The sequence below is a fragment of the Phyllobacterium sp. T2-21 genome (genome assembly GCF_055378485.1).
Map to the genome: position 1 here is coordinate 445,904 of NZ_AP027916.1, position 25,993 is coordinate 471,896.

23 protein-coding genes and 1 pseudogene are annotated in these 25,993 nt (G+C 55.8%); 11 read left to right on the forward strand and 13 right to left on the reverse strand.

The features are described from left to right. The first annotated feature begins 5 nt into the window (after window positions 1–5). Genes ACZ5FP_RS26970 through ACZ5FP_RS26980 form a run of 3 tightly spaced genes read left to right on the forward strand, consistent with a single transcriptional unit; the run spans window position 6 to window position 4,018 of the window. Window positions 6–1,136 carry an LLM class flavin-dependent oxidoreductase gene (locus ACZ5FP_RS26970; RefSeq protein ID WP_464665053.1) on the forward strand — a complete coding sequence of 377 codons (1,131 nt, stop codon included), beginning with the start codon at window positions 6–8 and terminating at the stop codon, window positions 1,134–1,136. A gap of 59 nt (window positions 1,137–1,195) precedes the next feature. Continuing rightward, window positions 1,196–2,998: a TRAP transporter large permease gene (locus ACZ5FP_RS26975; RefSeq protein ID WP_464665427.1), complete on the forward strand. Its 1,803-nt coding sequence runs from the start codon at window positions 1,196–1,198 to the stop codon at window positions 2,996–2,998. Between the two features lie 18 nt (window positions 2,999–3,016). After that, on the forward strand, window positions 3,017–4,018 hold the full coding sequence (locus ACZ5FP_RS26980) for a TRAP transporter substrate-binding protein (protein ID WP_464665054.1): 1,002 nt from the start codon (window positions 3,017–3,019) through the stop codon (window positions 4,016–4,018). 285 nt (window positions 4,019–4,303) lie between these two features. Here the strand turns inward: ACZ5FP_RS26980 and ACZ5FP_RS26985 are convergent. The 5 genes and pseudogenes from ACZ5FP_RS26985 to ACZ5FP_RS27005 form a co-directional block, all read right to left on the reverse strand. After that, a pseudogene (locus tag ACZ5FP_RS26985) lies at window positions 4,304–4,990 on the reverse strand (IS6 family transposase). Window positions 4,991–5,476: 486 nt separating this feature from the next. Then, the gene (lhpI, locus tag ACZ5FP_RS26990; protein ID WP_464665056.1) at window positions 5,477–6,430 is read right to left on the reverse strand and encodes a bifunctional Delta(1)-pyrroline-2-carboxylate/Delta(1)-piperideine-2-carboxylate reductase; all 954 of its coding nucleotides are present in this window, start codon (window positions 6,428–6,430) and stop codon (window positions 5,477–5,479) included. A 28-nt stretch (window positions 6,431–6,458) separates the two neighbouring features. Next, a complete protein-coding gene (locus ACZ5FP_RS26995; protein ID WP_464665058.1) occupies window positions 6,459–7,229 on the reverse strand; it encodes an amino acid ABC transporter ATP-binding protein in 771 nt (256 codons plus the stop codon). Beyond that, window positions 7,226–8,167 carry an amino acid ABC transporter permease gene (locus ACZ5FP_RS27000; protein ID WP_464665060.1) on the reverse strand — a complete coding sequence of 314 codons (942 nt, stop codon included), beginning with the start codon at window positions 8,165–8,167 and terminating at the stop codon, window positions 7,226–7,228. The genes ACZ5FP_RS26995 and ACZ5FP_RS27000 overlap by 4 nt, the downstream gene beginning before the upstream one ends. A gap of 75 nt (window positions 8,168–8,242) precedes the next feature. Beyond that, window positions 8,243–9,112, reverse strand: a complete 870-nt coding sequence (locus ACZ5FP_RS27005; protein ID WP_464665062.1) for a transporter substrate-binding domain-containing protein — start codon at window positions 9,110–9,112, stop codon at window positions 8,243–8,245. 312 nt (window positions 9,113–9,424) lie between these two features. Here ACZ5FP_RS27005 and ACZ5FP_RS27010 point away from each other — a divergent pair, with 312 nt between their 5' ends. After that, complete coding sequence (locus ACZ5FP_RS27010; protein ID WP_464665063.1) at window positions 9,425–10,531, forward strand: LacI family DNA-binding transcriptional regulator; 1,107 nt, start codon at window positions 9,425–9,427, stop codon at window positions 10,529–10,531. Here ACZ5FP_RS27010 and ACZ5FP_RS27015 read toward each other — a convergent pair. Continuing rightward, complete coding sequence (locus tag ACZ5FP_RS27015; RefSeq protein WP_464665064.1) at window positions 10,513–11,355, reverse strand: PfkB family carbohydrate kinase; 843 nt, start codon at window positions 11,353–11,355, stop codon at window positions 10,513–10,515. The genes ACZ5FP_RS27010 and ACZ5FP_RS27015 overlap by 19 nt on opposite strands. Before the next feature lie 207 nt (window positions 11,356–11,562). On the opposite strand from ACZ5FP_RS27015, the gene ACZ5FP_RS27020 reads away from it, so the two are divergent. Continuing rightward, window positions 11,563–12,564 (forward strand): SIS domain-containing protein, encoded by a 1,002-nt coding sequence (locus ACZ5FP_RS27020; protein WP_464665066.1) that lies wholly within the window; start codon window positions 11,563–11,565, stop codon window positions 12,562–12,564. A gap of 566 nt (window positions 12,565–13,130) precedes the next feature. Here the strand turns inward: ACZ5FP_RS27020 and ACZ5FP_RS27025 are convergent. The 6 genes from ACZ5FP_RS27025 to ACZ5FP_RS27050 form a co-directional block, all read right to left on the reverse strand. Then, window positions 13,131–13,859: an amino acid ABC transporter ATP-binding protein gene (locus ACZ5FP_RS27025; RefSeq protein WP_464665068.1), complete on the reverse strand. Its 729-nt coding sequence runs from the start codon at window positions 13,857–13,859 to the stop codon at window positions 13,131–13,133. Between the two features lie 36 nt (window positions 13,860–13,895). Continuing rightward, the gene (locus tag ACZ5FP_RS27030; RefSeq protein ID WP_464665070.1) at window positions 13,896–14,570 is read right to left on the reverse strand and encodes an amino acid ABC transporter permease; all 675 of its coding nucleotides are present in this window, start codon (window positions 14,568–14,570) and stop codon (window positions 13,896–13,898) included. Then, complete coding sequence (locus ACZ5FP_RS27035) at window positions 14,567–15,244, reverse strand: amino acid ABC transporter permease (RefSeq protein WP_464665071.1); 678 nt, start codon at window positions 15,242–15,244, stop codon at window positions 14,567–14,569. The genes ACZ5FP_RS27030 and ACZ5FP_RS27035 overlap by 4 nt, the downstream gene beginning before the upstream one ends. A 104-nt stretch (window positions 15,245–15,348) precedes the next feature. Continuing rightward, window positions 15,349–16,137 carry an ABC transporter substrate-binding protein gene (locus ACZ5FP_RS27040; protein WP_464665073.1) on the reverse strand — a complete coding sequence of 263 codons (789 nt, stop codon included), beginning with the start codon at window positions 16,135–16,137 and terminating at the stop codon, window positions 15,349–15,351. A gap of 87 nt (window positions 16,138–16,224) precedes the next feature. Next, window positions 16,225–16,731 carry an AsnC family transcriptional regulator gene (locus ACZ5FP_RS27045; RefSeq protein ID WP_464665075.1) on the reverse strand — a complete coding sequence of 169 codons (507 nt, stop codon included), beginning with the start codon at window positions 16,729–16,731 and terminating at the stop codon, window positions 16,225–16,227. A 475-nt stretch (window positions 16,732–17,206) separates the two neighbouring features. Continuing rightward, the gene (locus ACZ5FP_RS27050; protein WP_464665077.1) at window positions 17,207–18,013 is read right to left on the reverse strand and encodes an MBL fold metallo-hydrolase; all 807 of its coding nucleotides are present in this window, start codon (window positions 18,011–18,013) and stop codon (window positions 17,207–17,209) included. A gap of 648 nt (window positions 18,014–18,661) precedes the next feature. Between ACZ5FP_RS27050 and ACZ5FP_RS27055 the strand changes: the two genes are divergently transcribed. Then, window positions 18,662–18,979 carry a hypothetical protein gene (locus tag ACZ5FP_RS27055; RefSeq protein WP_464665079.1) on the forward strand — a complete coding sequence of 106 codons (318 nt, stop codon included), beginning with the start codon at window positions 18,662–18,664 and terminating at the stop codon, window positions 18,977–18,979. Between the two features lie 302 nt (window positions 18,980–19,281). Here ACZ5FP_RS27055 and iolE read toward each other — a convergent pair whose 3' ends face one another. Continuing rightward, window positions 19,282–20,178 carry a myo-inosose-2 dehydratase gene (gene iolE / locus ACZ5FP_RS27060; protein WP_464665081.1) on the reverse strand — a complete coding sequence of 299 codons (897 nt, stop codon included), beginning with the start codon at window positions 20,176–20,178 and terminating at the stop codon, window positions 19,282–19,284. Between the two features lie 342 nt (window positions 20,179–20,520). Between iolE and ACZ5FP_RS27065 the strand changes: the two genes are divergently transcribed. The 5 genes from ACZ5FP_RS27065 (at window position 20,521) to ACZ5FP_RS27085 (ending at window position 25,983) form a co-directional block, all read left to right on the forward strand. Continuing rightward, entirely contained in the window at window positions 20,521–21,615 is a 1,095-nt protein-coding gene (locus ACZ5FP_RS27065) for a phytanoyl-CoA dioxygenase family protein (protein ID WP_464665082.1), read from the forward strand. 126 nt (window positions 21,616–21,741) lie between these two features. Next, a complete protein-coding gene (locus tag ACZ5FP_RS27070; protein WP_464665084.1) occupies window positions 21,742–22,863 on the forward strand; it encodes a Gfo/Idh/MocA family protein in 1,122 nt (373 codons plus the stop codon). Further along, entirely contained in the window at window positions 22,832–23,416 is a 585-nt protein-coding gene (locus tag ACZ5FP_RS27075; protein ID WP_464665086.1) for a Gfo/Idh/MocA family protein, read from the forward strand. Before ACZ5FP_RS27070 ends, ACZ5FP_RS27075 begins: the two co-directional genes overlap by 32 nt. Before the next feature lie 55 nt (window positions 23,417–23,471). Next, on the forward strand, window positions 23,472–24,236 hold the full coding sequence (locus ACZ5FP_RS27080) for a sulfite exporter TauE/SafE family protein (RefSeq protein WP_464665087.1): 765 nt from the start codon (window positions 23,472–23,474) through the stop codon (window positions 24,234–24,236). Between the two features lie 310 nt (window positions 24,237–24,546). Then, window positions 24,547–25,983: an NAD-dependent succinate-semialdehyde dehydrogenase gene (locus tag ACZ5FP_RS27085; protein ID WP_464665089.1), complete on the forward strand. Its 1,437-nt coding sequence runs from the start codon at window positions 24,547–24,549 to the stop codon at window positions 25,981–25,983. Window positions 25,984–25,993 lie beyond the last annotated feature (10 nt).

The following is a 25,993-nucleotide window of genomic DNA, read 5'->3' on the forward strand; positions in this document are numbered from 1 at the left end:
ATGTCATGAACGTACTTTGGTACATGTGCGCACCGGATGGTGCATATCCCTGGCAGCCGGAAGGTTCGCGTCAGGTTGACTACGGCTATTACCGGCAATTGGCGCAGGCCTATGATCATCTCGGCTATACCGGAGCACTTTTTGCAACCGGGGCTCATGACGTCTGGGTGCTCGCGGGTGCGCTTCTTCCCTATACCGAGCGCATGAAATTTCTGGTGGCGGTGCATCCCGGTCTGATTGCGCCAACGCTGCTGGCCAAAATGGCGGCAACGTTCCAGGAATTTTCGCGCGGCCGCCTGCTCGTCAATGTCGTCTCGGGCGATGCCAAAATGCTGGGTGCCTATGGCATGACATTGCCGCACGACCAGCGTTACGACATGGCGGACGAATATCTCACCCTGTGGCATCGGCTCTTTGCCGGCGAAAGCGTGACCCATCAGGGCAAGTATTTTTCAACGGAGGGTGCCAAACTCGCCCTTCCCGTTGGAACCGGCATCGCCCCGCCGCCACTCTGGTTCGGCGGTTCGTCCGACAAGGCGCTCGACGTTGCGGCCAAACATGTCGACGTTTACCTCTCCTGGGGCGAAACACCCGACCAGATCAGGCAGAAGATCGACGCGGTCAAGGAGCGGGCGGCCCGGCTCGGCCGGACGCTCGAATATGGGATCAGGCTCTACGTCATCGTACGGGAGACCGATGCCAAGGCGTGGGATGCGGCCAATGATCTCTATGCGCGCATGGATGCCGCTGCGATCGCTGCCAACCAGCGATTTGTTTCCAAGAGCGATTCCGTCGGTCAGCAACGCATGAGCGCGCTGCATGGCGGCCACAAACCGGACGATCTGCGCGATCTCGAAATAGCGTCCAATCTGTGGGCCGGAATCGGCCTCGTCCGCCCAGGGCCCGGGACTGCCATTGTTGGTTCTCCCGATACCGTTCTACGGACAATGGACGCTTACAGGCTGGCAGGCGTCGACACGTTCATTCTCTCCGGGATGCCGCTTCTGGAAGAGGCATATCGCTTCGGCGAACTCGTATTGCCGCGTCTCGACGTAACGCGAGAGGTTTCGCAGGCGAAACATTTCACCTGGTCGACATTGTTCGACAGAGACCTGGGCAGTGCCAAATCCGCATAAGTTTTTGCCACTTGAGCGAAAGAGACAGATACGTGACCCTTATCGAGACCACAGAACCTCTGCCCGGTGAAGGGCTTGCCCGGATTTCAAGCCAACTGCTCAGGCGATTGGAGGCCGTGCTTGGCTGGCTCTGTGCCGCTTTGCTCGCCATCCTGCTCGCGGTTGTCCTGGCAACGGTCGTGCTGCGGTACGTCTTCAGCGCCGGCTTCATGGGATCGGAGGATCTGTCGGTGTGGCTGCACGTTGCGCTCATCGCTTTCGGTGCGCCTCTCAGCCTGAACAGCGCCCTGGCCATGCGGCTTGACGTCTTTGCCGACCTGTTGCCTCCATCCGGCAGGATTGTTGCCAATGCCATCGCTGATATTTTTACCGTCTTGACCGGACTTATCCTGAGCTTCGGCGGCAGCGAGATCATGACAATGCTCGGCGGCGTTTCACCGACATTGGGGCTGCCGGAGTGGATACGGTTCGGCTTCCTAGGCGCGGGCGGCTCATTGTTGCTTGCCGCTGTGCTGCTGCAACGCTTGGCAGACGGCAAAGCGGTGCAGATCGTCACAGCCGGCATTATCGGGGCTGCCCTTTACTTTGCTATTCCGCACCTCGATTTGGGGCGCGCCTGGCCTCCAAGCATTGTTCTCGGATTGATCGCGGCCATAGGTCTGGTGGTGGCAGCGCCGCTGCCGCACGCATTTCTTGCGGCCGCCTATGTCGTGATTGCCTTCGGCAGTACATTGCCCGAGCCTGCCGTTGTCGCCTCTACGGTCACCGGCATGTCAAAGTTTCTGCTTCTAGCCATTCCTTTCTTCCTGCTGGCTGGCGGATTGCTGACGGCCTCGGGTGTTGCCAACCAATTGGTGCGGTTCGCATCCGCGCTTGTCGGCCATCGCCGCGCCGGATTGGCGCAGACGACACTTTTGACCAGCGTGCTGTTTTCCGGTGCGTCCGGTTCATCGGTTGCCAATGCGGCCTTTGGTGCATCGACATTCCAGCCCGAACTGGTCAAGCGCGGCTACCCGCCGGCGCAGGCTGCCGCCATCATCGCCTCCACCTCGGTTCTTGACAACATCATACCGCCGTCCGTCGCGTTCCTGATCCTGGCCGCAGCGACCAATCTCTCGGTGGGATCGCTGCTTGTCGGCGGTTTTTTTGCCGGTGGTGTGATGGCCATCTGTCTAGCAGTTGCCATCCACCTCACCGTTCGCGAGCAACAGCCGCAACCGCGTGCGGGCAGGGCAGAACGCTGGAATGCCGCCATCGGCGCAATTCCGGCATTTGGCCTCGGCATCATCGTCGTTGTCGGTATCCGCATGGGCGTCGTCACGACGACGGAAGCGGCGGCGCTTGCGGCGATCTATACCCTGCTTCTCGGGATCGGGGCGCGTCTGCGGTTCGGTTCGCTCTTCAGCGCGTTCCGACAGGCGGCGACGGAAGCTTCGGCCATCGGACTGCTGATCGGAACCGCGGGGCCGTTTGCATTCCTGCTGGCGGTGGACGATGTTTCCGGGCTTATCTCGAACCTGACCTCCGCGCTCGGCGGAAGTGCAATCGCCGTGCTGCTGCTTTCAAATCTCATATTGCTCGTCGTCGGTCTGGTGCTCGATATCGGGGCTGCAATACTTCTGTTTGGCCCGATCCTGCTCCCTGCCGCGGTGGTGGCTGGTATCGATCCCGTTCATTTTGGCGTGATCATCGTCGTCAATCTGATGATCCATGGGCTGACACCGCCGCTTGGCATGCTGATCTTTGTCGTCAGCGGTGTCACGCGTCTGCCGGCATCGGCGCTGTTTCGCGCTGTTGTTCCCTATCTCTTCGCACTGCTTGTAGCTCTGGCGATCATCTGCGCCTGGGCCATCATTTTCTAGAAATCAGGAAGCCATCCAATGACCATGCATCGCCGTACCTTCATCAAGTCCGTCGCCGTCGCTGGAACGGCAGTGCTTGCCGCCCCAGCGCTTGTCGGCCGTGCCGCCGCTCAAACCCGAACGATCACGGTTGCCTCTCTGTTTGGCGATGACAAACCGGAAACCAGGATATGGTTCAAAATTCGCGACCTTGTCGAAGCGAAACTGCCCGGCCAGTTCAGGTTCAATATCGTCAGGAATGGCGCGCTCGGGGGCGAGAAGGAAGTCGCGGAAGGCGTGCGGCTCGGCTCGATCCAGGCCAGCCAGTCAACGGTGTCATGGCTTTCCGGCTGGGTGCCCGAGTTACAGATTCTTGATCTGCCGTTCCTCTTCCGCGATGCCGGGCATGTGCGCAAAGTCGTGCAGGGAGAGGTGGGAACGGGGCTCAAGGAGAAGCTTCTTGCGCAGAATTTTGTCGTCGGCGGCTATATCAACTACGGCGCGCGCCACCTCCTGACCAAGGAACCTGTCACGCGACCGGAGCAGCTCAAGGGCAAGCGTATCCGCGTTATCCAGAGCCCTCTGCATACTAAGCTCTGGGCGGCATTCGGCACCACGCCGATCGGTATCCCAATCACTGAAACCTACAATGCCCTGTCAACGGGCGTTGCCGACGCAATGGATCTGACGAAATCGGCCTATGCGGGTTTCAAGCTGTACGAAGTCGTGCCCTATCTGACCGAGACAGGCCATGTCTGGGCGTCCGGCGTCGTCTATTATTCCGCGGCGTTTTGGAGCAGCCTCAACGCCGAGCAGAAGCAGGTCTTCCTTGACGCGTCAGCCGCCGGCGCCGATTACTTCAGCCAATTGATTGTCGAGGATGAGGCCGGATCGGTAAAGACCGCCGCTGATCATGGAGGAAAAGTTCTCCAGCCGGAAAATAGGGTTGCATGGGAAAGCGGTGCACAAGGCGTCTGGGAGCAATTTGCACCGGTTGTCGGAGGGCTTGAGAAGATCAGGACCATCCAAGCTGTTTCATAAGCGCGCCCGTTAAAGGAACACCAGACTGGCCTGCGGCTTCGCATAGTCGTTTCAGCTCTTGAAACGACCTGTGGTGCTGCGGTCCTTTGAAATAAGCAATATCATTGCCGCGATGTCCGCCATCGCTCAGACGTTCAGGAATATGAACTCCGGCCAATACCGTAGGAAATAGCCAGGGCGCCGACCAATACAGCCCCTTTAACAAAGTCTTGTGTGTAAAAGGGAATGTTGGGATCTGTTGCAAAAAATCGGTTTTGAGGGAGCGCGGCTTACCACTGGACGCAATTATGCAGTGAGTTCCGCGAATTGCTGTCTGAGCGATAAGGTTTTCGCTGTTGCAAAGACACCCTGCTGTTTGCGCATCATGTGAATGAGTTCGATACCGGCAAGGCTGATCCCAGCGGCTTGCTCGGATTTGAAACCGAGCATGGACTTTATCCGGCGTTTGACCCGGCGGTGATCCTGCTCGATGGCATTGTTCATGTATTTGCTGGAGCGAATGGCGATGGGATGACCACCTCGCCAAAGCCGGTTCTCTGCATCGCACTGCATGATTGCCGTGCGATTGGTCTGACTTCCGTCAATGGTGATCCGCTTTGGCCTGCCATGACGGGCCAAAGCCTTGCGCAAAAAGCGCTTTGCGGCCTGGAGATCGCGATTTCTTCTGAAATAGAACTCAACCGTATCTGCGTTGCTGTCAATGGCACGATACAGATACATCCACTCACCTTTGACCTTCACGTAGGTCTCGTCGAGGTTCCATTTCCGCCCAACGTGGCGCTTCCTGCGATGGAAGCGCTCAAGCAATTTGGGGCTGAAATGTAAAACCCAGCGATGCACGGTCGAATCGTCGATAGCAATGCCGCGCTCAGCCATCATCTCCTTCAAATCACGCAGGCTCAGATTCTAAGTCAGATACCATCGCACGCACAGAAGGATGACGGATTTGTCGAAATGGCGGCCTTTGAACATCGATTATACTCTGCAGATAAAGCCCAAACGCTACATCCATCTCATTGACGAAACATTTGCAACAGAACCAGTCAACCGGCATGTGAGCCGAAGCTGGAGTTACTTTGCGTTGTCTAAGTCTGTCGGCGCATCGCTTGATGGTTGCCGAATGCCTTGCCGTTGGACAGAAGGGGAATACCTCAGGTTAAGTTTACGAAGCCCTTGGCTCGAACGACCGCCAAGGTAGAAAATGGGCCAAAGTGTAATGATAGCAATTCACACAGGAGCGGTGATGGAAGTTTTCATTCGAGCGGCAGATGACCAAGATAGGGATATCCTTGGAGCACTTAAACCGCGCTCTTCTTTGGCCTGGGGAGATCATATGGTTCTGATGGGGTGGACGCCCCCCTTAAATGGTGATCAACGTCTCCATCCTGGCACATCGATGCCGTCGAGGGGCGGTCACCCCATTCAGAACCCTTCCTGGCGCGAGCAAGCGGCGACGGCTCATCCGACAATGTCTGCTCGACCAAGCAAGTGGCGCGCGGTGAAGAGATCAAGATGACCGCCACCGACATTTTTGAACATTGTGATTTCGTCATTGTCGCTGCGCCCTGGATGTCGACCCTGACACAGATCGAACAGGTCGGCGGCGATCTGCTCGCGCGTTATCAGCCCACGGGCAAGCGGTTCGGCCACGTCACCGGATCCTTCGCAGGCGGTCCGGGTATCAACGAAGATGCGGCCGGCTCGCCGTACAACTTGATCGTCCGCTTCGCGCATCTCGGGCAAGTAGGCGCCGATCAGGTCGACATGGCAGCCGGACTTGAGCAAGGCACCCTTCACGAGCGGGGCCGTCGCCATGGTTACACAGGACACGATGTCGGCATGCGCCAGGGCGTTGTCCAGATTATCGACGGCAGATATGTCAACAGGCAGATGTCTGAGGTTTTCCGAAAGGTTGGTCGCCTTCTGCGGATGCCGGTTCCAGATCATTACCCGGGTGATCGATGGGCGCACGGTCATATGCGCCTCGATCACGTGCGGCGCGAGACCGCCGGCACCGAGAACGAGCAGCACTTCGGCATCCTTGCGGGCCAAAAGATCGACGGCCAGTGCCGAGTCGGCCGCCGTCTTGCGGAAGGTGAGGGCCGCACCGTCGCAGGTCATCAGCGGCGCGCCCGTCTTGCCGTTGATCAGCGTGACCAGACCCTGTACCGACGGCTCTGGAACCGGGAGCGAAGGATTGTCGGGAAACACGCCGACAAGCTTGATCGCAATCACGTCCCCTGACGCCCAGGCGATCAGAGAAACGAATTTGTTGGCCTCGTTGCCAGTGTCGCTCAGAACCTGTAGGCGGGATTGGGGCATCGTGCCATCGCGGTGGGCACGACGCAGGGCCTCGACCAGGCGGGGATAGTCGAGCAGGGCATGGACGGTATCGGCATTCAGATGCTGCATGGGGCGCTTTCGGATTTGGATATCTGGCTCAGAGCACGCGAGCGAGGAAAGACTTTGTACGAGCGTGCTGCGGATTGGACAGCACCTCCTTCGGCGGACCTGCTTCGACGATGACGCCACCATCCATGAAGATCAGGTGATCGGCAACGTCACGGGCAAAGCTCATTTCATGCGTGACGACGACCATCGTCATGCCGTCCTCTGCGAGCTGACGCATCACGGCCAGGACCTCACCTACCAGTTCCGGATCGAGAGCTGAGGTCGGCTCGTCGAAGAGCATCACCGCTGGCCGCATCGCGAGCGAGCGGGCGATCGCCACGCGCTGCTGCTGCCCGCCGGAAAGCTGTTTCGGATAGTAGTGCGCGCGATCGCTAAGGCCAACCTTGTCGAGCAGCGCTACCGCCTCCTCGATGGCTTCAGCCTTCTTGCGACGCTGGACGATGATCGGCGCTTCGATGATGTTCTCAAGGGCGGTTTTGTGCGGAAAGAGGTTGAAACTCTGAAAAACCATACCCATGCGCTGGCGCTGGATTGCCAGTTCGTTGAACGACATCTGACGCAGCGTGTCGCCGTGCCAGCGCATGCCAACAGGGTTCCCGTCGAGAAAAACGACGCCCGAATCCGGCACTTCGAGATAATTCAGGCAGCGCAGCAGCGTACTCTTACCGGAGCCCGACGGCCCGACGATGCAGGTGACGTCGCCCAGCTTGACGCTCATATCGATGCTGTGGAGCACCCGATGCGTTCCGAAACTCTTGGAGAGGCGCTCGACATTGAGCAGAGGCATGGTGGCAATCATGCGGAAACCTTCGCGCGGCGCGGCGCCCAGAACTTGCTGTAAAACAGGGACGACAGGACAAGGCTGAGTTCCAGCGACTTGCCGTCGTTCAGACGGTGTTCGATGTAATGCTCAATAAGGGTCAGGATAGTTGAAAGCACCAGATACCAGATCGTCGCAACGATCAGCAGCGGGATGGTCTGATAGGTGCGCGAATAGATCATCTGCGCGGAATAAAGCAGGTCCGGAAGCGCGAGCACGCTGACCAGCGAGGTGAATTTCAGCATGGAGATGGTGTCGTTGCCGATCGGCGGAATGACGATTTTCAGCGCCTGCGGCAGCACGATGCGCCGCAGCGTTTGGGAGCGGGTCATCCCGAGCGTTGCGGCCGCCTCCGTTTGTCCAGCGTTGACTGCCTGAATGCCGGCACGGATCATTTCGGCGGCATAGGCACTTTCAGTCAAGGCCAGTCCGAGAACGGCTGCGCTGAAGGGCGTGATCAGCGAATTCATGCTGGCGGACCAGAGTTCAGGTCCGAAGGGAACACCAATCGACACAGTCGGGATCAGCAGCGCCAGATTGTACCAGAAGATCAGTTGAACGAGGGGCGGTACACCACGGAAAAACCAGATCCAGACCCAGCTTGCGGTCTGGAACACTGGATTGCGCGACAGACGCATGATGGCAAGCACCACTCCGATTACAAGGCCAATGATCATGGCGATGAAGGTCAGCAGCAGAGTGCGTCCGAGCCCAGCCAGGATTTCCGCACTGAACATATATTGCGCGACGACCTCCCAATGCAGGTTCTCATTCGTGACCAGGAGGCGAATGAACATGACCACGAAGATCAAAAGAGCAACCCCGCCAATCCACCAGGATGGATGGCGCAGTGGCACCGGTTTGGTCTCGTGAATATTGGGACGCGCCGATGCTGGGGGTTTCTTGTCGTGAGCCATTTGCACCTCTGGCAGAAAAGGATCGGAGCCGCTGCATACGGCTCCGCGATATTGAATCGAGCGGATCATCCACCCTTACTTCGTGACAGGGTTTGCCTTATTGACGAGCAATGCCTTGTCGAGCATGCCGGAACCGTCGACACCCCATTTCGCCATCAGCGCCGTGTAGGTGCCGTCGTCGATCATTGCTTGAAGCGCGTCCCTGAGAACTGGCCCAAGCGGATCGTCACGGCGCACGCCGATGCCGTTGAAGACGGCATTGCTGGTCAGCTTCGATACACCAAAGCGGCCGGTCTGTTTGGCAAGATACTGCAATTTGGCCGAACCTGCCGCGACCATTTCGACACGACCAGACGAAACCGCTAGCTCCGCCGCATTTTGTGTCGTGAACTGTTGCAGGTCGATCGACGCAGCACCTTCCTTGGCGCAAGTTTCAACGCTGACCTTGGTCAAGTATTGGAAATCCCAGGCACCGGTCAGAACAGCAACGGAATGACCGCAAAGATCTTTCTCCGATTGGATGTCCAGGCTCTTTTCCTTAAGGAACGCATAGGCCGTTCCTTCCTTGCGTTGTGGTACAAAATCAAGGACCTCAAGCCGCTCCTCGGTGACGCCAAAGGAGGAGAAACCAGCATCGAAACGCTTGCTAGCCAGCCCTGGAATGATGGCATCGAAACTCGTCGGCGTGAACTTGAATTCGACACCGAGCTTTTCCGACATGGCCTTCGCCATATCGATGCTCCATCCCTTCAACTCGCCGGTTTCGACGAATTCATCGGGTGGCCAGTCGTTAAACGCAGCCACATTGACACCATTCTTCTGGTATTCCGACGGAACTGCGCCGTGCAATTTCTGATCGACGCCCGCGGCATTGGCTGATGCCGCTATGGCGATGACCAGAACCGTTCCGGCAAGAAGCTTGCTGGCAAGAGCTTTGATCGTCATGTCATTCCCCTTTCTTGTCTTTATTTGCTCCTCCGGTTCGCACCGGAAACAGGCCACTCAAAATTGGAGATTGAACCTGTGATCCAATTGTGCGAACGTTCTCACAATACAAGCATCTGTTTTTCGCATCCGTCAAGGGATAAAGTTCACGAATGCCATTTCGTCTGGAAATTCCAACAAAGGGGCCTGTCAAATATAGGCCTGGCGTTGTATCCGAAACCGACCGACCGCATTCGTCGCTTTCATTCCCGCCGAGGTCCGGTCGATTTTCAGCGGTGAAGATGTTGATGCAGTCAGTGACGGGAAAGTGGAATGGCAGACAAACGCGCTGACAAAGTGACGATTACCGAAGTTGCGAAGCGGGCTGGAGTGAGCACAGCAACGGCGGGCCGCGTTCTGGGCGGTTACGGTTATACCAGCGAGGAAAACAAGGAAAGGGTGCGCCGCAGCGCCGAGGCTTTGGGTTACCGTCCCAACTTGCTCGCCCGCAGCCTGATCACTGGCAAAACCAAGACAATCGGCGTCGTCGCAGGCGATATCCAAAGCCCGTTTTATGCCAGCATCCTGCGAGGGATCGCCGACGTTGCACGTGCCCAGGGCTTCGGTGTACTGCTGACCAACAGCGACGAACTACTGGAGCGCGAGCTCGAAGCTGTGCAACTGCTGCTCGAAAAACAGATCGATGGATTGATCGTCGCACCTTGCGACACATCCGCTTCGCACCATCTGCATGCTGCCGCTGCCTCAGGCTGCCCGATCGTCCAGATAGACCGACGCGTCAATGGGCTTCCTGCCGATTCGGTGACATTAGACAACCGCGGGGCGGCGAGCGAGAGTGTCGCGCAGTTGCTTGCCGCGGGCCACCGCCGGATCGGCATGGTGGCCGAGTTGGAGCGCTGGGAATTCGGGGATATGGCAACTTTCATCGACCGGGTCATCGAGGGATCGATCGATCCCGCAAGCCTGTTTCCCAGCTGGCAACGCTTGTTTGGCTATATTGAGGCGCACCGTGCGGCTGGACTTTCGATCGACCGCAGCCTCATCGGCCGGGTGGGAACCTATTCGGTGACGGCGGCAAGAACGGCGACGATGGACCTTCTTTCGCGTCCCGATAGGCCAACGGCGCTGTTTACCGCAGACGGATTGATGTCGGCTGTTGCAATGGATGCGGTCACCTCGCTCGACCTGCAGATCCCGACAGACCTTTCACTGATCTGCTTTGACGATCTCGACTGGATGAGCTTCCTGAAGCCTGGCATCACGGCGATCGCGCAGCCCTTGACCGAGATGGGAGAGGCTTCCGCCCGCCTCATTCTCGCGCGGATCGGCGGGGAGTGTGGCGAAGAGCAGCACCAGGTGTTGAAGCACAGGCTGGCGCTGCGCGGTTCGGTCACGGCGCCTCAGGCCGAAAGAGTCTGAAGCTCCGGCACGTCCCCCGAAAGTGCGATCGGCGCGCCATGGCCGACGGCCCCGAAATAGCGGCATGTTTCGGCGGCTGCGATTGCGGCTGCCGAGAGCAGAATCTGAGGCGTCTCACCCGCAACCAGTCCGTAAAGCGTGCGTGCAATAAAGGTGTCGCCGGCGCCGAGTGTATCGACCAGTTCGGCGGGGGAGGCGGGAACCTCGAACTGGCCTTCAGCTCCCAGAAGTATCGCGCCCTTGCTACCACGTGTGATCAGAGCCCATTTTGCGCCCCCCGCACGGAGCTCGGTTGCCACGGCCACCGCCTCGTCGCTCGTCAGGTCGCCGCCGGAGACCGATGCCAGGAAACAATGGGGCGCAATCGCGCGGCGATGACCGGGATCGCGGCGGGTCGAGAAATCATAGGACAGCAATGTCTGTGCCGCCGCCGCCGCAACATGGTTGTCCAGCCCGCTCGATTGCCCGATATGCACGGCTGTGAAATCCTTGAGGAACGCGATATCGTTATCGACCGGTGAAAACATCGATACGCCGAGGTCAGCGCGCACAAAGACCCGGTCGGCATCGCGATGGCCGATGATGCAATATGCAGTCGGTCCGTCAAGGATGCGCAGCCTCGTCAGATCCACGCCCTCATCAAGGAGCGCGGCCTCTATCAGTTTGCCTGCTGCGTCTTGGCCAATGGCTCCGATATAGGTTGAGTATCCGCCAAAACGCCGGATAAACACGGAAACGTTGAGGCAGTTTCCGCCGGGAAACATCGCGCCTTTGGAAATGTAGCAATCAACGACATTGTCGCCCATCGCAGCAATTTTGATCATCTGGAGTCTTTCCGATTGACAAGTTGTGAGAACGTTCGCACATTGCGTAAAAGCTGTCAACGCGAACGATGATCGGGACGGTTGGTAGCAATGTCGGAATGAAAATGCCCTCCGGCAGCGCTTCCAACCGCGCCAGGACAGGAAGAATGTTCGACAGCCGGATTTCAAAAGCAGCGCCGCGACGGCGCCAATACCCAAGAGGATTCTATGAAAGCTACCCTTAGTCCGGATATCGCCAAAGCGCTTGAGGCGCTCGCGAAAAAGCCTGTTTCCCAAGTCTTTCTTGTCGCCTGCGGCGGCTCGCTGTCCATCATGCATCCGGGCAAGTATTTTCTCGACCGCCATTCAAAGACCATCACGTCAGATGTTTACAATGGCGATGAATTCGTCTGCCGCGATCCGATGAAACTCGATGCCGACGCCATCGTCATCCTATGCTCGCAGACGGGAACAACCCGCGAGACCGTGCGCGCCGCCAGACATGCCAAGGAAAAGGGTGCAACCGTGATCGGCATGACGCTCGATCCGTCATCGCCGCTCGCCGATGCGGCCGATTTCGTGCTGCGTTACCAAGCGTCCTACACGACAGGCATTGCCATCGACGCTGCAGATAGCAACTACGCCATCCTCTACATGCTGCTCGCCGGCCTGGTAAAGATTGCCGACGGAGCCGACTATCTGCCTTCTCTGCTAAGGAGCCTCAGCAACCTGCAGCCGGCCATCGAGGCGGCGCATGTGCGGTACGCCGATCTGTTCACGACCTTTGCCGAGCGTTTCAAGGATCGCGATGTGATCTATACGACGGCGAGCGGCGCGAACTATGGTGCCGCCTATTCCTTTGCAATCTGTGTTTTGATGGAAATGCAGTGGATCAATTCGCAGGCTATCCATGCCAACGAATTCTTCCATGGACCGTTCGAAGTCGTCGACAAGGATACATGCTTCATCACAATGATCGGCCTCGACGAGACCCGTCGCTTGGAGGAGCGGGCACGCGACTTCCTCTATCGTTTCGGGGACAAGGACAACATACTGGTGCTCGATGCCAAGGATCTGGATCTTGCTGGAATCGACGAACAGTTCCAAGGCTATCTGGTGCCTCTCATCTTTTTCGATGCTCTCTGGAAATTCGCCTATAAGCTCGCCGCACACCGCAACCAGACCATGCTGGAAGCCCGCCGCTACATGAAGAAGATTAGCGACTACTGATCGCCGGATCCGGCAGGCCGCCCGTCTGCCGGATGTCTCCGATACTTCGAACCAGCTACGGTGAACACCAGCACTATGGTTTTTCCCCATACAGGAGCAATTGCAATCATGTCCTACAGCTTCCACGCAGGCGCGGGCGCAGTTCTCTTGCTCTCTGTAAGGCTGAATCACATCCCGGCTCGTTGAAAGCCAGCATCATAGCGCAGTCGTCTTGATGAAGAGTTTGCAACAAAGCCGGATGCTGGCCGTCCCCACCAGAATATCGAACTGTAACAGCCATCGTACCATTGGCTGCAAGAAATTTGGCACGCTGGACAGCGAACAGACGCCTGACCAGCCGAGAACGACAATGCCAATTTCCGTTGGATCGTGCGGAATCCGAAGGCTTCCTTGAAGTTCGCCAGTAAGCAGGACTTCGTTGAAGCGTCTCATCGCTCATCCATGCTTTAGACACACTTAACAGTATTGCAGGCGCCATTCGCGGTCAAAGGGCTCTTTGGCCGAGCTGCGAAATATGTCTTGACCTCCAATGTTTCCAGTCCACCATAAGGAAACTGATGAATATATCAGTGGCGCAGGATCTTGCTGAGAAAGGCACGGCTGCGATCGGTCGTTGGATGAGAGAAAAACTCTTCCGGTGTACCACTTTCCACAATGGCCCCGGCATCCATGAACACGACGCGCTGTGCGACCTTGCGCGCGAAACCCATTTCGTGGGTGACAACCATCATGGTCATTCCTTCTTCGGCTACGCTGACCATGACGTCGAGCACTTCGCTGATCATCTCGGGGTCGAGGGCTGATGTCGGTTCATCAAACAGCATGATCTTGGGTCGCATGCAAAGGCAACGGGCAATAGCGACCCGCTGTTGTTGTCCGCCGGAGAGCTCAGATGGGTAAGCTTTGAACTTGTCGGCGAGCCCAACTCTTGCGAGTAACTCACGCCCAGCCGCTTCGGCGGTCGAACGAGCGATTTTCCGCACGTGAATCGGCGCGAGTGTAACATTCTCCAATGCAGTTTTGTGCGGATAGAGATTGAAGGATTGGAACACAAAGCCAATTTCGGCACGCAGATCGGTCATGTTCGTTGTCGGATCGCCGACGCGTTGACCGTCGACGATGAGATCACCGTCCTTTGTGGTCTCAAGACCGTTGACGCAGCGGATCAAGGTGCTTTTGCCAGAACCGCTTGGTCCGCATACCACCACAACCTCGCGCGGTTCAATGCTGAGGGTGATATCTTTGAGCACATGCAGTGCTCCAAACCATTTGTTGACACCGCGAAACTCAATCATGCCTGGTACTTTCTTTGATGGTGTATCTGCCAGAATTCACAATTGTACCTCGCCATGAGCCGTTCCCATGCGACGTTCAAGTTTGCGGGCAAGCAAGATGAGCGGATAGCAAACGATGAAATAGCCAACGCCGACAATGGCGAACACGAGCAGCCCATTGGGTACCCGTTGTACCACCAGCCAGCCAACTCGGGTGAGGTCGGTCAAGCCGATTGCGGAGACGACAGAGGAATCCTTGATAAGAAGAACATATTGCCCCACCAGTGGTGGCAAAGACATTCGCATTGCTTGCGGTAACACGACTTGCCGCATGCGTTGCCAGCGCGACAGGCCCGAGGCAAGGGATGCCTCGACCTGGCCGGTTGGAACGGCGCGGATACCGGCGGCAACGATTTCGCAAATGAAGCAGGCCGCAAGGTTGGACAGTGCAATGATACCAGCTGTGAAAGCATCAAGCTCAATGCCCAGTTCCGGTAGGATGAAGAAAATCAGAAAAATCTGCACGAGGAATGGAGTTCCACGTATCAGATCGACCCAAGCGCCAATCATCCGACTGATCAACTGATTGCCCCCTGTCCGCACTATACCGAGGGCAAAGCCGATGAACGTGCCCAGAACAAGACTGATCAATGACAGCGTCACAGTCATGCCAAGGCCCCGCAAAGCCAGCGGATAGCTCCCGATGAGACTTTGGAATTGTTGCCAGATCATGTTCGGCTCCTCATCGGCTGCGAACCAAGCCAACGCCCTGACAGGGCCGCCAGACCCTTCAATCCATAATAGAGGATGAGATAACACGCTGCGGTTGTTATAAAGCCCTCCGCCGGCATGAAGCGGTCAGAAGCAAGAAGCTGCCCGGCACGGGTCAGTTCGGAAACGGAAATCAGGGACAGCAGCGCGGAATCCTTCACCAGCACAATGGCTTGGCCAAGGAGAGGAGGGATGGTCACGCGAAAAGCCTGGGGCAGGACCACGAGGCGCATGCGCTGCGTGTAAGTCATACCGGATGCAATACCTGCTTCTACCTGCCCGCGAGAGATCGAAAGGATGCCCGCCCGGATGATCTCGGCGATGTAAGCTCCGCTGTTCAACGACAGAGCAAGAATGCCGACAACGAGTTCCGGCAGTACGATACCCAGTCGCGGCAAACCAAAATAAAGGAAATAAAGCTGCGCCAGCAGCGGGGTTGCACGGATAGCATCGATATAGATCTTTGCCGGAACTTTCGACAAGCGCGAGCGTTGCAAATTCATTGCGCAAAGCACAATCCCAACCGCAAGTGCGCCGGCAAAGGAAACGACGGACAACCAAAGCGTGGCAAGGAAGCCGTGTGCGAACAGCGGCAGGTACTCGGCAATGGTACGGAAGCTGAAATTTTCAAGCATGTCCGGGATGATCCCTCAGGCGACTGTGCAAATGATGATCCGGCAGACGGGTGGCCCCGAACAGGTTAAAGAACCGGCTCACGGCCACCCAAATCTATCCCTGCCTAGTGATCCTTCTTCCAGGCGTCCGAGTTAACCCAGTAATCCAGATTTTTCTGGAGGCGACCGTCAATGGCGACCTGATCAAGAAACAGATTCATCCAGATGAGGAGGTCCTGCTCGTCGTAACGCGTGGCAAAGGCCAAAGGCTCTTTCGACAGCATTTCCGGCATGACTGTGAAGGTCCCGGCCGGATATGCGGCCGATTGGCCCTTTACAGCGGAGACATCGTTGACGCCGCAATCGGCCTGACCGTTGTTGACGGCATCGAGGAGGAGAGGGCCGCCACCCTTGTAACTCTTGATGTCAGCATCGGGGAATGTAGCCTTGGCGACCTTTTCTCCGGTAGCACCCAGCAATACCGCGATTTTGGTGCCTGCTGCCTTGCAGGAGTCGATCGTGGTGAACTTACTGCCTGCTTTCGCAAAAACGGTACTGCCCGTAAACATGAAAGGTTTGGTGAAGGCGACTTTCATGGCGCGCGGCAGGGTCGGGGTCATGTCCGCCACCAGCAGATCGGCCTTGCCGGAAAGGAGCGCCGGAATAAGCCCATCCCAGTCAAAGTCGAGAAAACTGATTTTCACGCCCATTTCCTTTGCCATCAGCTCAGCAAGCTCCACGGAACTTCCTGTGCGTTTGCCGGCTTGGTCAACCATGGAAAAGGGTGGACCTTGTGTCTGTACTGCGACACGCAATTCTCCACGCTTGACGATATCGTCGAGCGTTCCGGCACTCGCGGCGCCGGCAGCGGTGAGCATCGCAAGACCTGCGACAAACAACTTGGCAATCTTCATTCCTGGTTCCTCCTTGTTATATGTCCGTCCATTTTTAGACGTTCTTGGTATGGGTCCTATCTTCTCGGACAGGATCTTTCAGATCCTCTATTCGCTTACCGGTACCTCTGTGCTTTCGGACCAGCATCCTTCCGGCAGATTGACCCATTTGTTGCACGACGCCATCACCACGAAGGTTTCCGTACGGACGATCTCTCCCAGATCACCAACAGCAGGGATCAATTCGCTGGTGACCCGATAAAGGTCAGCGACATCCCCGGCAACGACAACGTCGACAATAATATCGAACCGTCCTGTCACGACGGATGCAGAATTGACAAAGGGTAGTTCTGCAATGCGCCGCGCGATCTCCCGCGCCCGGCCACGCCCTTGTGCATTGACGCCGACAATGGCTGAAATCAGTTCCGGACGCTCGGTCAGGTTCAGCAGTCCTGTGATCTTGAGAAGGTTCCGGTCAAGCAGATTGCGCAGCCGCGTCCGTACTGTCGGCACCGATATCTCCATCATCTCAGCGAGCCGCGTAATGCCGAGCTGCGCATCCTGTGAAAGCAGTTTGACGAGACGACGATCGGTTTGGTCGAGATGATCCCGCAAGGAGTTTAACTTTCATAAACGGAAAAAAATGGAGAGAAATTTTTACAATACACCACATCCTACGTGTGATGTATGGATATTACAAGGGTCTGTTCTCGAGCTCATTTACCCGCCCTGCGACTGTTGATGGAAGATGCGCCGTACTTGAAACGACACGCCAAATTGATCGTGTCCTAACAACTGCCGAGGTTGTACAGGTCGTCAATCGCCCCCGAACAGTAATATTGTCGGCAAAAACTGGTGAACCGGAATGATTGCGCCGCACTCTTCACCGGAATTTTTCGAAGCTAGCGGCTGTTACCCCGGGGTTGATCGATGGCAACCCAAGACCTATTCGAAGACGATCCACCCGGTTCGAAATCAAGGCTCGGATTCCGGCAAGGATGGCGACGGCGCACTGCGGTCACCAGGCGTCGCGATTGGTGTCTTCTAAAGTAGAATTGAGCCTACCACGCTCGGGTGGGTCTCAGCGATTCTATAGTGGAACGTAGCTGAATGTCGAGCCGTTCTCGCTCACTTTGCCAACACCCGGAGAGTCAAGATGTGCTCCAGCCACATATACGTTCGGACGTGTGGCAAGGCGTAGCATCGATAAACGGCTGGAACGGGCCATATCCTGGTCGGCATCATACTCCCATGTCAGTTCCGGCCTGTCGAACTGGATCGACTGTACGTGGACAATGTCTCCCCAGATGATCAGCGTTTCGCCGGCGCTCGATATTTCGTATGTGGTGTGGCCGACCTCGTGGCCGGGGGCGCCTACGGCCGTGACGCTCGGGCTTAGCTTGAAACCATCGTCGATCCGTGCGCGAAGCTCGCGGAACCGGGCAACCCTCCCGATCTTGTCGAATAGCGGGATTTCGGCTCTTGGAACGAAAAGCCGCTGGAGATTTGGGAACGCATCCGAACCATCCGCAGCCACCAAACCATGGGCGTGATCTTCGTGAGTGTGCGTCAATGCGATCGTGCCGATTTTTTCACGTTTGACACCGGCGTCCCCGAGTGCGCGAAGAAGTTCGCCCATCGTCGGGCCCAAAGAGTTCGACGCTCCCGTATCGATCAGAATATGCTCGTCGCCGTCAACAATCAGAAATGCGTTAACGGACAGTCGAAGCTTTCCACCGACCAATTCCACTTGGTCGGGAAGGTCTTTGAACGGTTGGTTTCCCGTTTGGCGCAAGCGTCTGGTGGGCATATCGATATAGCCATCCCGCAGCGCGATCACTGCGATCTTGCCGAGACCGTATCGAACATAATTGGCACCGGAAGCTAGTCTCTTCATTTTATCCTCTTTCACATTTTAGCCATGACTAGCGCCTGCGGTAAGCTGACTTTGTCAGGTGGGACGCTCTAAGAAAGCCTGCTGCCAAGAGGGAGCCGTTGCTCAGGAGCGCCCGGCGGCCAATGCATGGCGCAGTTTCTCTCTGGTCAGGCTCGACGAAGGATCCTGGCTCTGAACATTAAATGGGCACAGATATTGCAGCCTCTCCAAGCTTGAAAAAACGTATATAGCCCATATATTTTTAGGATGAGCTTGACGTCGAAACGGTGAAGGATTTCACGTGCTTGGATTAGTAGCAATGGAAATTCTACAATATTTAAAATCGCTTCTCTTATCCGTATATCTGTGCCCGTTTAATGTTCATTGGCCTTGTAGCGGTACGACGTGATATCGGTGGCCGGGTTCGGGCTCATGACTGTAAATACCGCTTCAAATGGCAAGGCGACGCTAGCCGTTCAAGGAAAAATAGATTGATGCTTAAGCTCTTTCAGTCCGCGAGACGTTCAATCAGCGCACCGAGTGATGCCGCTCAATCCGGCTAGGATTGCAGTATACTTTGAAGTGCAGGCGAGGAGCTAACGATTCTTTTCCCGCGGCAACAAGGAACAAAGATGCAGGTAGCTCATTATCGTATTGATAGGAGATATCATGAAAAAACTTGTTTCGCTAATTACCGGCGGTTTCATCGTCGCACTGGTTGGTCTTACTTCGGTGGTCTCATCGTTTGCTGGTCCCGTTTTACAACAAGCGACGCCAGCGGTAAGCAACATCGAGCAGGTCCAATACCAGGAAAAGCGCCGACTACATTATAACGATCGTCGCTCGCATAATCGTCATGGATGGGATCGCAGTGATCGTCGCCGTCCACACTATGACAACCGTCGCGATCGTCACGGCAATTGGAATGGTCATCGCGGTAATCGTGATTATCGACATGGTCATCGTCATTATAACCAAGGATATTGATATCCATTGGCAATCTTCCGTCTCAAAAACGGTCCTAGCCTAATACATGCGTAAAGGCGGTTCGTCAGAGCCGCCTTTACGCATGGAGAGCGGTATGCCAAACTACTCAGGCACCAGACCATCGAACACCGCCCCATATGTCGGACCAATCCGTCACGTTCGGGCAGTGAGGCTAAGCGCGATCTCAAGAAGATCGTCTTGAGGTTCCGTCATTATGAATGGAATTTTTTATCTCCGATCAAAACCACCCCAATCTGCCGATTATCGGCATTTACAAAGGAACTGTTCTTTGTTTGCATTTCCTATTCAACTTCGTATCCCGCTAAATTCATCACCCGCATGAGTTCTTGGTGTCCTATTTGAGCCATCTTCAACGGCGGGTTTTGGATCGGGTCCTGTTCGGCTTCGACTACAAACCAACCTTCATAGCCATAGGCCGCCAACTTTTTGACAATCGCAACAAAGTCGAGTGTGCCATCTCCGGGTACTGTGAATGCACCTTTTACGACCGCGTCGAGGAAACTCTCTTTTGTGCGGTCCAGCGCGTTGATTACATCCATCCGCACATCTTTCGTATGGACATGAGAAATGCGGTTATGATGTTTGTCGATCACCCGAAGTACTTCACCACCGGCAAATGCCATATGCCCTGCATCGAACAGAAGCGGCAGGCCTTCGCCCGAGTGCTTCATGAGCAGGTCCAGTTCTTCTTCCGTTTCAATCGGCGCAGCCATATGATGATGGTATGAGATCGGCATTCCCTGATCCGCACACCATTCACCAAATTCCGTCATTTTGCGGCCGTAAACCTTGATCTGGTCTTCAGACAGTTTCCGCTTCGTCGAAAGCGGGGCATTGCGATCACCCTGAATGGTGCCCGCTGTTTCGCCATAAACGATGCAGGGTGCATTCATTGCCTTGAACAATGCCATCTGCTCGGCGATGCGTTCTTTTTCAGCTGCGATATCTCCATCAAGCAGTTGCCCGGAAAACCAACCACCGCAGACACTTATTCCATGTTGCTGGAGAATTGGTCCAAGGATCGACGCATCCATCGGGAACCGCCTGCCGGTTTCCATTCCGGTAAAGCCCGCTTGACGCGCTTCCGCCAAACAGCCCTCCAGGGAAATATCCCCGCTCAACTCGGCTAAGTCGTCGTTCCACCATGCAATGGGGGCTATCCCAAGTTTGGCCTTCATTTCTTACTCCGACACAATTTCCATACTTGATTGGTGTAAATCTTTAGAGGGTTAAGCCCTTACGAGCCAGCTATCAGATTGCCGCAATCGTGCATCGCCATTCTCCCGCATGCTGGATTGTTACAAAATAAATATTGACAAATCAAGAAACTTGCAAAAAATATTGCATTAAGGATAGGGAGTAGTGGAACTCTTTCGGGTCGAGGTCCAATCAGTCGTTACAACGACAACGTAGCTACGGTTTTTTGCGATCCTTGAACAGGTGAATGAAGCCCATGAAAGCGACCGTGAAGGCGCTCTTGTAAGGGAACTTAAAAAGTGTGGGCTGAGGAGGAGCCGATAATGAAGACAAATCTTTCCGATTTTCGGTCAGAGGTGGAAACTGATACTTTGGCAGCCGACTATCCGCTGGCGCGTGAGATTATCTCCAAAATTCCAATTTACGAGGGGAAGGACGTGGACGATGTCCATGGCCCGGAATGGGTGCGTGCCATTGGACAAGGTCCCGGGGTGATCGTCATTCGGGGAGCCTTTGCTGATACTAAGGTTCTCGATATGGCGACGAGTGTTTTCCAGATGATCATTGCCGAGGAACGTGCGCAGGGTGCAGCGATAGGCGATCATTTTGCGGCAACTGGCGCGAACGATCGCATCTGGAACAGTCTGCAAAAGCTGTGCCTGCGTGCACCCGAAGTATATGCGCATTACATGGCAAATCCGATCATCCATTTGGCGTGCCGGTCCTGGTTGGGACCAGGCTACCAGATAGCAACACAGGTCAATCAGGTTCGCCCCGGCGGCAAAGCGCAGGCGGTTCACCGAGACTTCCATCTTGGCTTCATGACCACGCAGCAGATGAGCCAGTTTCCAGCCCACGTCCATGCTTTCGGTCAAGGCCTCGTTCTTCAGGGCGGGGTTGCGCACTGCGATATGCCAGTGGAAAGCGGGACGACGAAACTGCTGCCGCATTCCCAGCGCTATTTGTCCGGCTATCTCGCTACGTCGCAACAAGAGTTTCGAGATTATTTTGAGGCTAACTGCGTTCAACTTCCGCTTGAAAAAGGCGATGTCATCTTTTTCAGTCCTGCATTGTTTCACGCAGCGGGTGCAAACCAGACATCGAATGTGATCAGGCTTGTGAACCTTCTGCAGGTGGTTTCACCCTTCGCAAAACACATGGAAACACTGGATAGGGCTGCAATGTGCCTGGCCGTATTTCCTTATCTCGCCAGCTTGGGAACTCGCGCGCGCGAGGCCGTCATTGCCGCAACAGCGGACGGTTATCCATTTCCAACAAACCTGGACAGCGATCCCCCTCTAGGTGGACTTGCTCCTCCAGCCCAACAGGACCTGCTTACCCAAGCCGTTCAGGAAGGGTGGACCAAACAGAAACTGACAGAGGCGTTGCTCAGTCAGGCCGGAAAACGAGCTGCGTAAAGCAACTCCACTGAACATGGTTTGGAGCCGCCAGTTGCTTCTCACTTTGGCGATATCGGCGATAGGCCACCGCGTGGCACGGTGACCTGGCCGGGCATCGTTACAATCATCTCAAGGAAAAAAAGCATGAAGAATAAACTTCGGCTGGGTCTCATTGGATCAGGCTTCATGGGCAAGACCCATGTCTTCGGTTTTGCAGCGGCGCAGCGCGTGTTCGATCTGCCATATGAAATCGAACTGGCATGTATCGCCGATATCACAATGGCTCAGGCTGAGGCAGCACGTGACTCACTTGGATTTGCGGAAGCAACCGACGATTGGCGCAGAATGGTGCACGATCCCTCGATCGACGTGATTGATATCACCGCGCCTAATGCCTTCCACAAAGAAATGGCTCTGGCAGCCATTGCTGCAGGAAAGCATGTCTATTGTGAAAAGCCGTTGGCACCACTCGCCGCCGACGCCCGGGAGATGGCCGAGGCGGCCGAACGCGCGTCGATAAAAACGCAGGTTGGCTTCAATTACCTTTGCAATCCGATGCTTGGTCTCGCGCGTGAGATGATTGCCAGTGGGGAACTTGGGGAAATTCGTGGCTATCGCGGTCTTCACGCGGAAGATTATATGGCTGATGCCAGCGGACCGTTTACTTTCCGGCATAACCCGGCAGGTGGTGGTGCGCTGGCGGATATTGGCAGCCACGCCTTGGCTACAGCAGAATTCCTGCTCGGCCCGATTACGCGTGTCATGGGTGATTGCGTTACGATGATCGATAGCCGCCCAGACGGAAAAGGCGAAATGCAATCAGTTGAAACGGATGATGTTGGACGCGCCTTCCTGCGGTTCGAAAACGGGGCCAGCGGTTCCGTTGAAGGAAACTGGATCGCGACAGGCCGAAAGATGCAGCATGACTTTGAAGTCTACGGCACTAAAGGGGCGCTGGCCTTTTCTCAAGAACGTTTCAATGAACTGCATTACTATTCAACGGGCGATACGAAGGGCAGACAGGGCTTCCGGCGCATTGAGGCGGGGCCGGATCACGTGCCTTACGGTCGCTTTTGCGTCGCGCCCGGTCATCAGCTGGGGTTTAACGACCTCAAGGCGATTGAGGTCGCCGGCTACCTGGAAGCCATCGCCGGCATTCGCCCCGAACCTTTTAATTTCCGCGCCGGACTACGCATCCAAACGCTGGTTGAAACCATCCAGAACTCATCGCGGAATGGGACTTGGCTTGCCGTGGAGGTTGTGTGATGGAAGAAGAAAATCGCGGGAGAAAGTCGAGTACTGCGCTTCCCATAACCATCCGGCCGATCCGTCTGCCTTCGTCCACGAGATCGATATCTGTCGGTGGTTGCTATCAGCTGAGTTCATTTCGGCCACTGTCATCCCTTGTGCCGGTATTGGGAATAGCGGTATTGCCGACCCGCTTTTGTTCATATTGGAAATGAACAATGGCACAGTTGTATCCGCAGAAGTCTTCGTGAATGCCAGTTATGGCTATCACGTCCAAGCGGAGGCAGTCTGCTCCAATGGCACCGTTTCCTTGGCGCAACCGGCGTTAACGCATAGCAAACGCGGCGATGCTGAAATGGCAGGCTTTCCGCCGAACTGGATCCCTCGATTTGCGGACGCATATCGTGTTCAAGGTCAGGCCTGGGTGGATGCGCTTCGGCTAGGAAAAGTTTCAGAAGATGCATCAACGTCGTGGGATGGACTTGTAGCGACTTGTCTTGCAGAACAGATCGTCAGCGCATTGCGAACATGGCAACGAACGGAGCTTCGGCTGCCATCGCGCCCGGTATGAACGCTTTTTAATCTTGAAGTTGGCGCGGGCTTCCCGGCGAGACTGGATGAACTGAATGATTGAGCATACTCCAACAATATTGGCGATTGCGGTGGTTGCATCGTTTCTCGTCGGTTTGTCGAAAGGTGGCCTGCCATCGGTCGGGACACTGGCTGTGCCGCTTATGGCCTTGGTCATATCGCCTGTGACAGCCGCAGCTTTGTTGCTACCACTCTATGTGATCAGCGATATGGTCGGGCTATATCTCTATCGGAAAAATTATTCCGCCAGGAATCTCGTGATCCTTACGCCAGCAGCGCTCGCTGGTGTGGGGTTAGGGTGGATGTTTAGCGCAAACCTCTCAAGTCTGTTCATCGGAATGCTTGTTGGGCTTGTCGGTATTCTGTTCTGTTTCAACGCGTGGTTTGGCGCGAAATACAGGAAGACTGTAAAGCCCGCAGACATTCCCGGGGGCGTCTTCTGGGGTACGCTCACGGGCTTGACCAGCTTCGTCTCTCATTCCGGCGCGCCCCCGTTTCAGATGTACGTGCTACCGCAGCACCTTGAAAAGATGAAGTTCGCAGGAACTTCAACCATTCTTTTCGCGATCGTGAATGCTGCCAAGATAATACCCTATTGGGAACTCCAGCAGTTCTCGAAGTTTGATACGACGCTAGCATTATGGTTGCTGCCGGCAGCAATTACGGGAACGTTTGTTGGTGCCAAACTGACGCGTCTTTTGCCCGAGGGTATTTTCTATCTGCTGATTCAGATCACCTTGCTCTTTTTGTCGCTGAAGCTGATCGCGGATTACGTCATGTCTATTGTGCCTGCGGGTTGAAGGTTGCGGCTTGCGTCACGGTGCGGTTTGCAATTTAACTTGCGGTATATGAAATATTGCAATAATAGTTTAATAACGAATCCTGTTTGCCCATGCCTCAAGGGCAGCCATTGTGACGCCTCGGCAGAACGGCTGGGCTGTCCCTGTGAAACTTTATACTTACAAGTTGTAGCAACCCAGATGCGCAAATCCCCAGCATTTGCGATTCAAATATAACTTGACTAGCAATAAAAATTGCTTAATTTGCTAATTTGAAATAATAATTGCATACGGCGCTAGGCCGAAACGGCCTTCACCGCGAGGAGGAGACATGTATACATCTTACGGGCTTTTCATCGACGGCGCGTGGTCCGGTCCGGTGAAAGGGGCAAGCACGGAAGTCACGGATCCGGGTAACGGAGAAGTGCTCGGCATTGTTCCTGCCGCAAGCGCGGAAGACACGCAATCAGCAATTGCTGCCGCCGAACAGGCTCTGGTCAAATGGCGCGAGACAGCCGCCTGGGCACGTGCCGATCTACTTCATAAAGTTGCTGACACGATGATCCGCCGCGAAGTCGAGGCGGCTCGGCGCATGACGCTTGAGACCGGTAAACCCTTTGCGCAGGCCGGCCGTGAATGGAATCTCGCTGTGGATCAATTTCGCTGGTATGCGGAAGAAGCCCGCCGCATCTACGGTCGGATCATTGAAAGCAGATTGCCCGGTGGACGGCTTGAAGTTACCCATGAACCAGTTGGCGTTGTAGCAGCCTTTACCGCGTGGAACTTTCCCGCAGCTTTGATAGCACGCAAGGTTGCGCCGGCTCTTGCGGCCGGGTGTACCGTAATTGTACGGCCCTCCGTTGAGGTGCCAGGCGTCGCGATGATTATGTTTGACTGCCTTCGGGAAGCTGGAATCCCGGCGGGTGTGGCAAACCTGTTGATCGGTCCTACTGCCAATACCTACAGACCGATAATGGCATCGGCCGTTGTCAGAAAAGTGTCTTTGACCGGATCAACGCAAGTTGGACAGCAAATGATCAGGGACAGTGCGCAAACTGTGAAGCGTGTGAGCATGGAACTTGGCGGGAATGCTCCAATGATCGTCTTCGAAGATGCTGATCTGGAGCGCGCGCTCGATCTTGCAGTGCCCACAAAATATGCCAATAGCGGTCAGGTGTGTGTCACGCCCGATCGGTTTTACGTTCACGAATCCCTGCATGACTCTTTCGCAGAAGGCTTCGCCGCCCGCGCACGTGCGCTCAAGCTTGGCCATGGCCTCGACGAGACAACGCAGATGGGGCCTTTGATCAATCAGCGGCGCATCAATGCTATTGAGGAAGTCGTTGCAGATGCGCGTGACAGGGGCGGAAAGATACTTGCTGGCGGACGCCGTCCCGCTGAACTGAATACCGGATACTTCTTCGAACCTACTGTGATCACGGGCTTGCCTGACGATGCCAAGGCACTTGCTGAGGAAAATTTCGGGCCAATTGCGGCAATCACGTCCTTCTCAAATACGGATGAAGTGATTGAGCGCGCCAACGCATCGGAGATGGGGCTTTCTGCCTATGTCTTCAGCCGGGATGCGGCGCGGGCCCGTGATGCGGTTGCCCGGCTGCAGGCGGGCATGGTCGGTGTGAATAGCTTCGCCCTGGCAGCAGCAGAAGCTCCCTTCGGCGGAATCAAGGCAAGCGGGATGGGCCGTGAGGGCGGCATCGAGGGAATTCTCGACTACTCCAACGTCAAGCTCTCACAGATGATGGTTTAAGGAATCCGCA

What these genes read in the sequence shown, in the direction of transcription:
- ACZ5FP_RS26970 (WP_464665053.1), top strand. Translation starts at nt 6, where the DNA reads ATGAACGTACTTTGGTACATGTGCGCACCGGATGGTGCATATCCCTGG.
- ACZ5FP_RS26980 (WP_464665054.1), top strand. Translation starts at nt 3,017, where the DNA reads ATGACCATGCATCGCCGTACCTTCATCAAGTCCGTCGCCGTCGCTGGA.
- lhpI (WP_464665056.1), bottom strand. Translation starts at nt 6,430, where the DNA reads ATGCAGCATCTGAATGCCGATACCGTCCATGCCCTGCTCGACTATCCC.
- ACZ5FP_RS26995 (WP_464665058.1), bottom strand. Translation starts at nt 7,229, where the DNA reads ATGATTGCCACCATGCCTCTGCTCAATGTCGAGCGCCTCTCCAAGAGT.
- ACZ5FP_RS27000 (WP_464665060.1), bottom strand. Translation starts at nt 8,167, where the DNA reads ATGGCTCACGACAAGAAACCCCCAGCATCGGCGCGTCCCAATATTCAC.
- ACZ5FP_RS27005 (WP_464665062.1), bottom strand. Translation starts at nt 9,112, where the DNA reads ATGACGATCAAAGCTCTTGCCAGCAAGCTTCTTGCCGGAACGGTTCTG.
- ACZ5FP_RS27010 (WP_464665063.1), top strand. Translation starts at nt 9,425, where the DNA reads ATGGCAGACAAACGCGCTGACAAAGTGACGATTACCGAAGTTGCGAAG.
- ACZ5FP_RS27015 (WP_464665064.1), bottom strand. Translation starts at nt 11,355, where the DNA reads ATGATCAAAATTGCTGCGATGGGCGACAATGTCGTTGATTGCTACATT.
- ACZ5FP_RS27020 (WP_464665066.1), top strand. Translation starts at nt 11,563, where the DNA reads ATGAAAGCTACCCTTAGTCCGGATATCGCCAAAGCGCTTGAGGCGCTC.
- ACZ5FP_RS27025 (WP_464665068.1), bottom strand. Translation starts at nt 13,859, where the DNA reads ATGATTGAGTTTCGCGGTGTCAACAAATGGTTTGGAGCACTGCATGTG.
- ACZ5FP_RS27030 (WP_464665070.1), bottom strand. Translation starts at nt 14,570, where the DNA reads ATGATCTGGCAACAATTCCAAAGTCTCATCGGGAGCTATCCGCTGGCT.
- ACZ5FP_RS27035 (WP_464665071.1), bottom strand. Translation starts at nt 15,244, where the DNA reads ATGCTTGAAAATTTCAGCTTCCGTACCATTGCCGAGTACCTGCCGCTG.
- ACZ5FP_RS27040 (WP_464665073.1), bottom strand. Translation starts at nt 16,137, where the DNA reads ATGAAGATTGCCAAGTTGTTTGTCGCAGGTCTTGCGATGCTCACCGCT.
- ACZ5FP_RS27050 (WP_464665077.1), bottom strand. Translation starts at nt 18,013, where the DNA reads ATGAAGAGACTAGCTTCCGGTGCCAATTATGTTCGATACGGTCTCGGC.
- ACZ5FP_RS27055 (WP_464665079.1), top strand. Translation starts at nt 18,662, where the DNA reads ATGAAAAAACTTGTTTCGCTAATTACCGGCGGTTTCATCGTCGCACTG.
- iolE (WP_464665081.1), bottom strand. Translation starts at nt 20,178, where the DNA reads ATGAAGGCCAAACTTGGGATAGCCCCCATTGCATGGTGGAACGACGAC.
- ACZ5FP_RS27065 (WP_464665082.1), top strand. Translation starts at nt 20,521, where the DNA reads ATGAAGACAAATCTTTCCGATTTTCGGTCAGAGGTGGAAACTGATACT.
- ACZ5FP_RS27070 (WP_464665084.1), top strand. Translation starts at nt 21,742, where the DNA reads ATGAAGAATAAACTTCGGCTGGGTCTCATTGGATCAGGCTTCATGGGC.
- ACZ5FP_RS27075 (WP_464665086.1), top strand. Translation starts at nt 22,832, where the DNA reads ATGGGACTTGGCTTGCCGTGGAGGTTGTGTGATGGAAGAAGAAAATCG.
- ACZ5FP_RS27080 (WP_464665087.1), top strand. Translation starts at nt 23,472, where the DNA reads ATGATTGAGCATACTCCAACAATATTGGCGATTGCGGTGGTTGCATCG.
- ACZ5FP_RS27085 (WP_464665089.1), top strand. Translation starts at nt 24,547, where the DNA reads ATGTATACATCTTACGGGCTTTTCATCGACGGCGCGTGGTCCGGTCCG.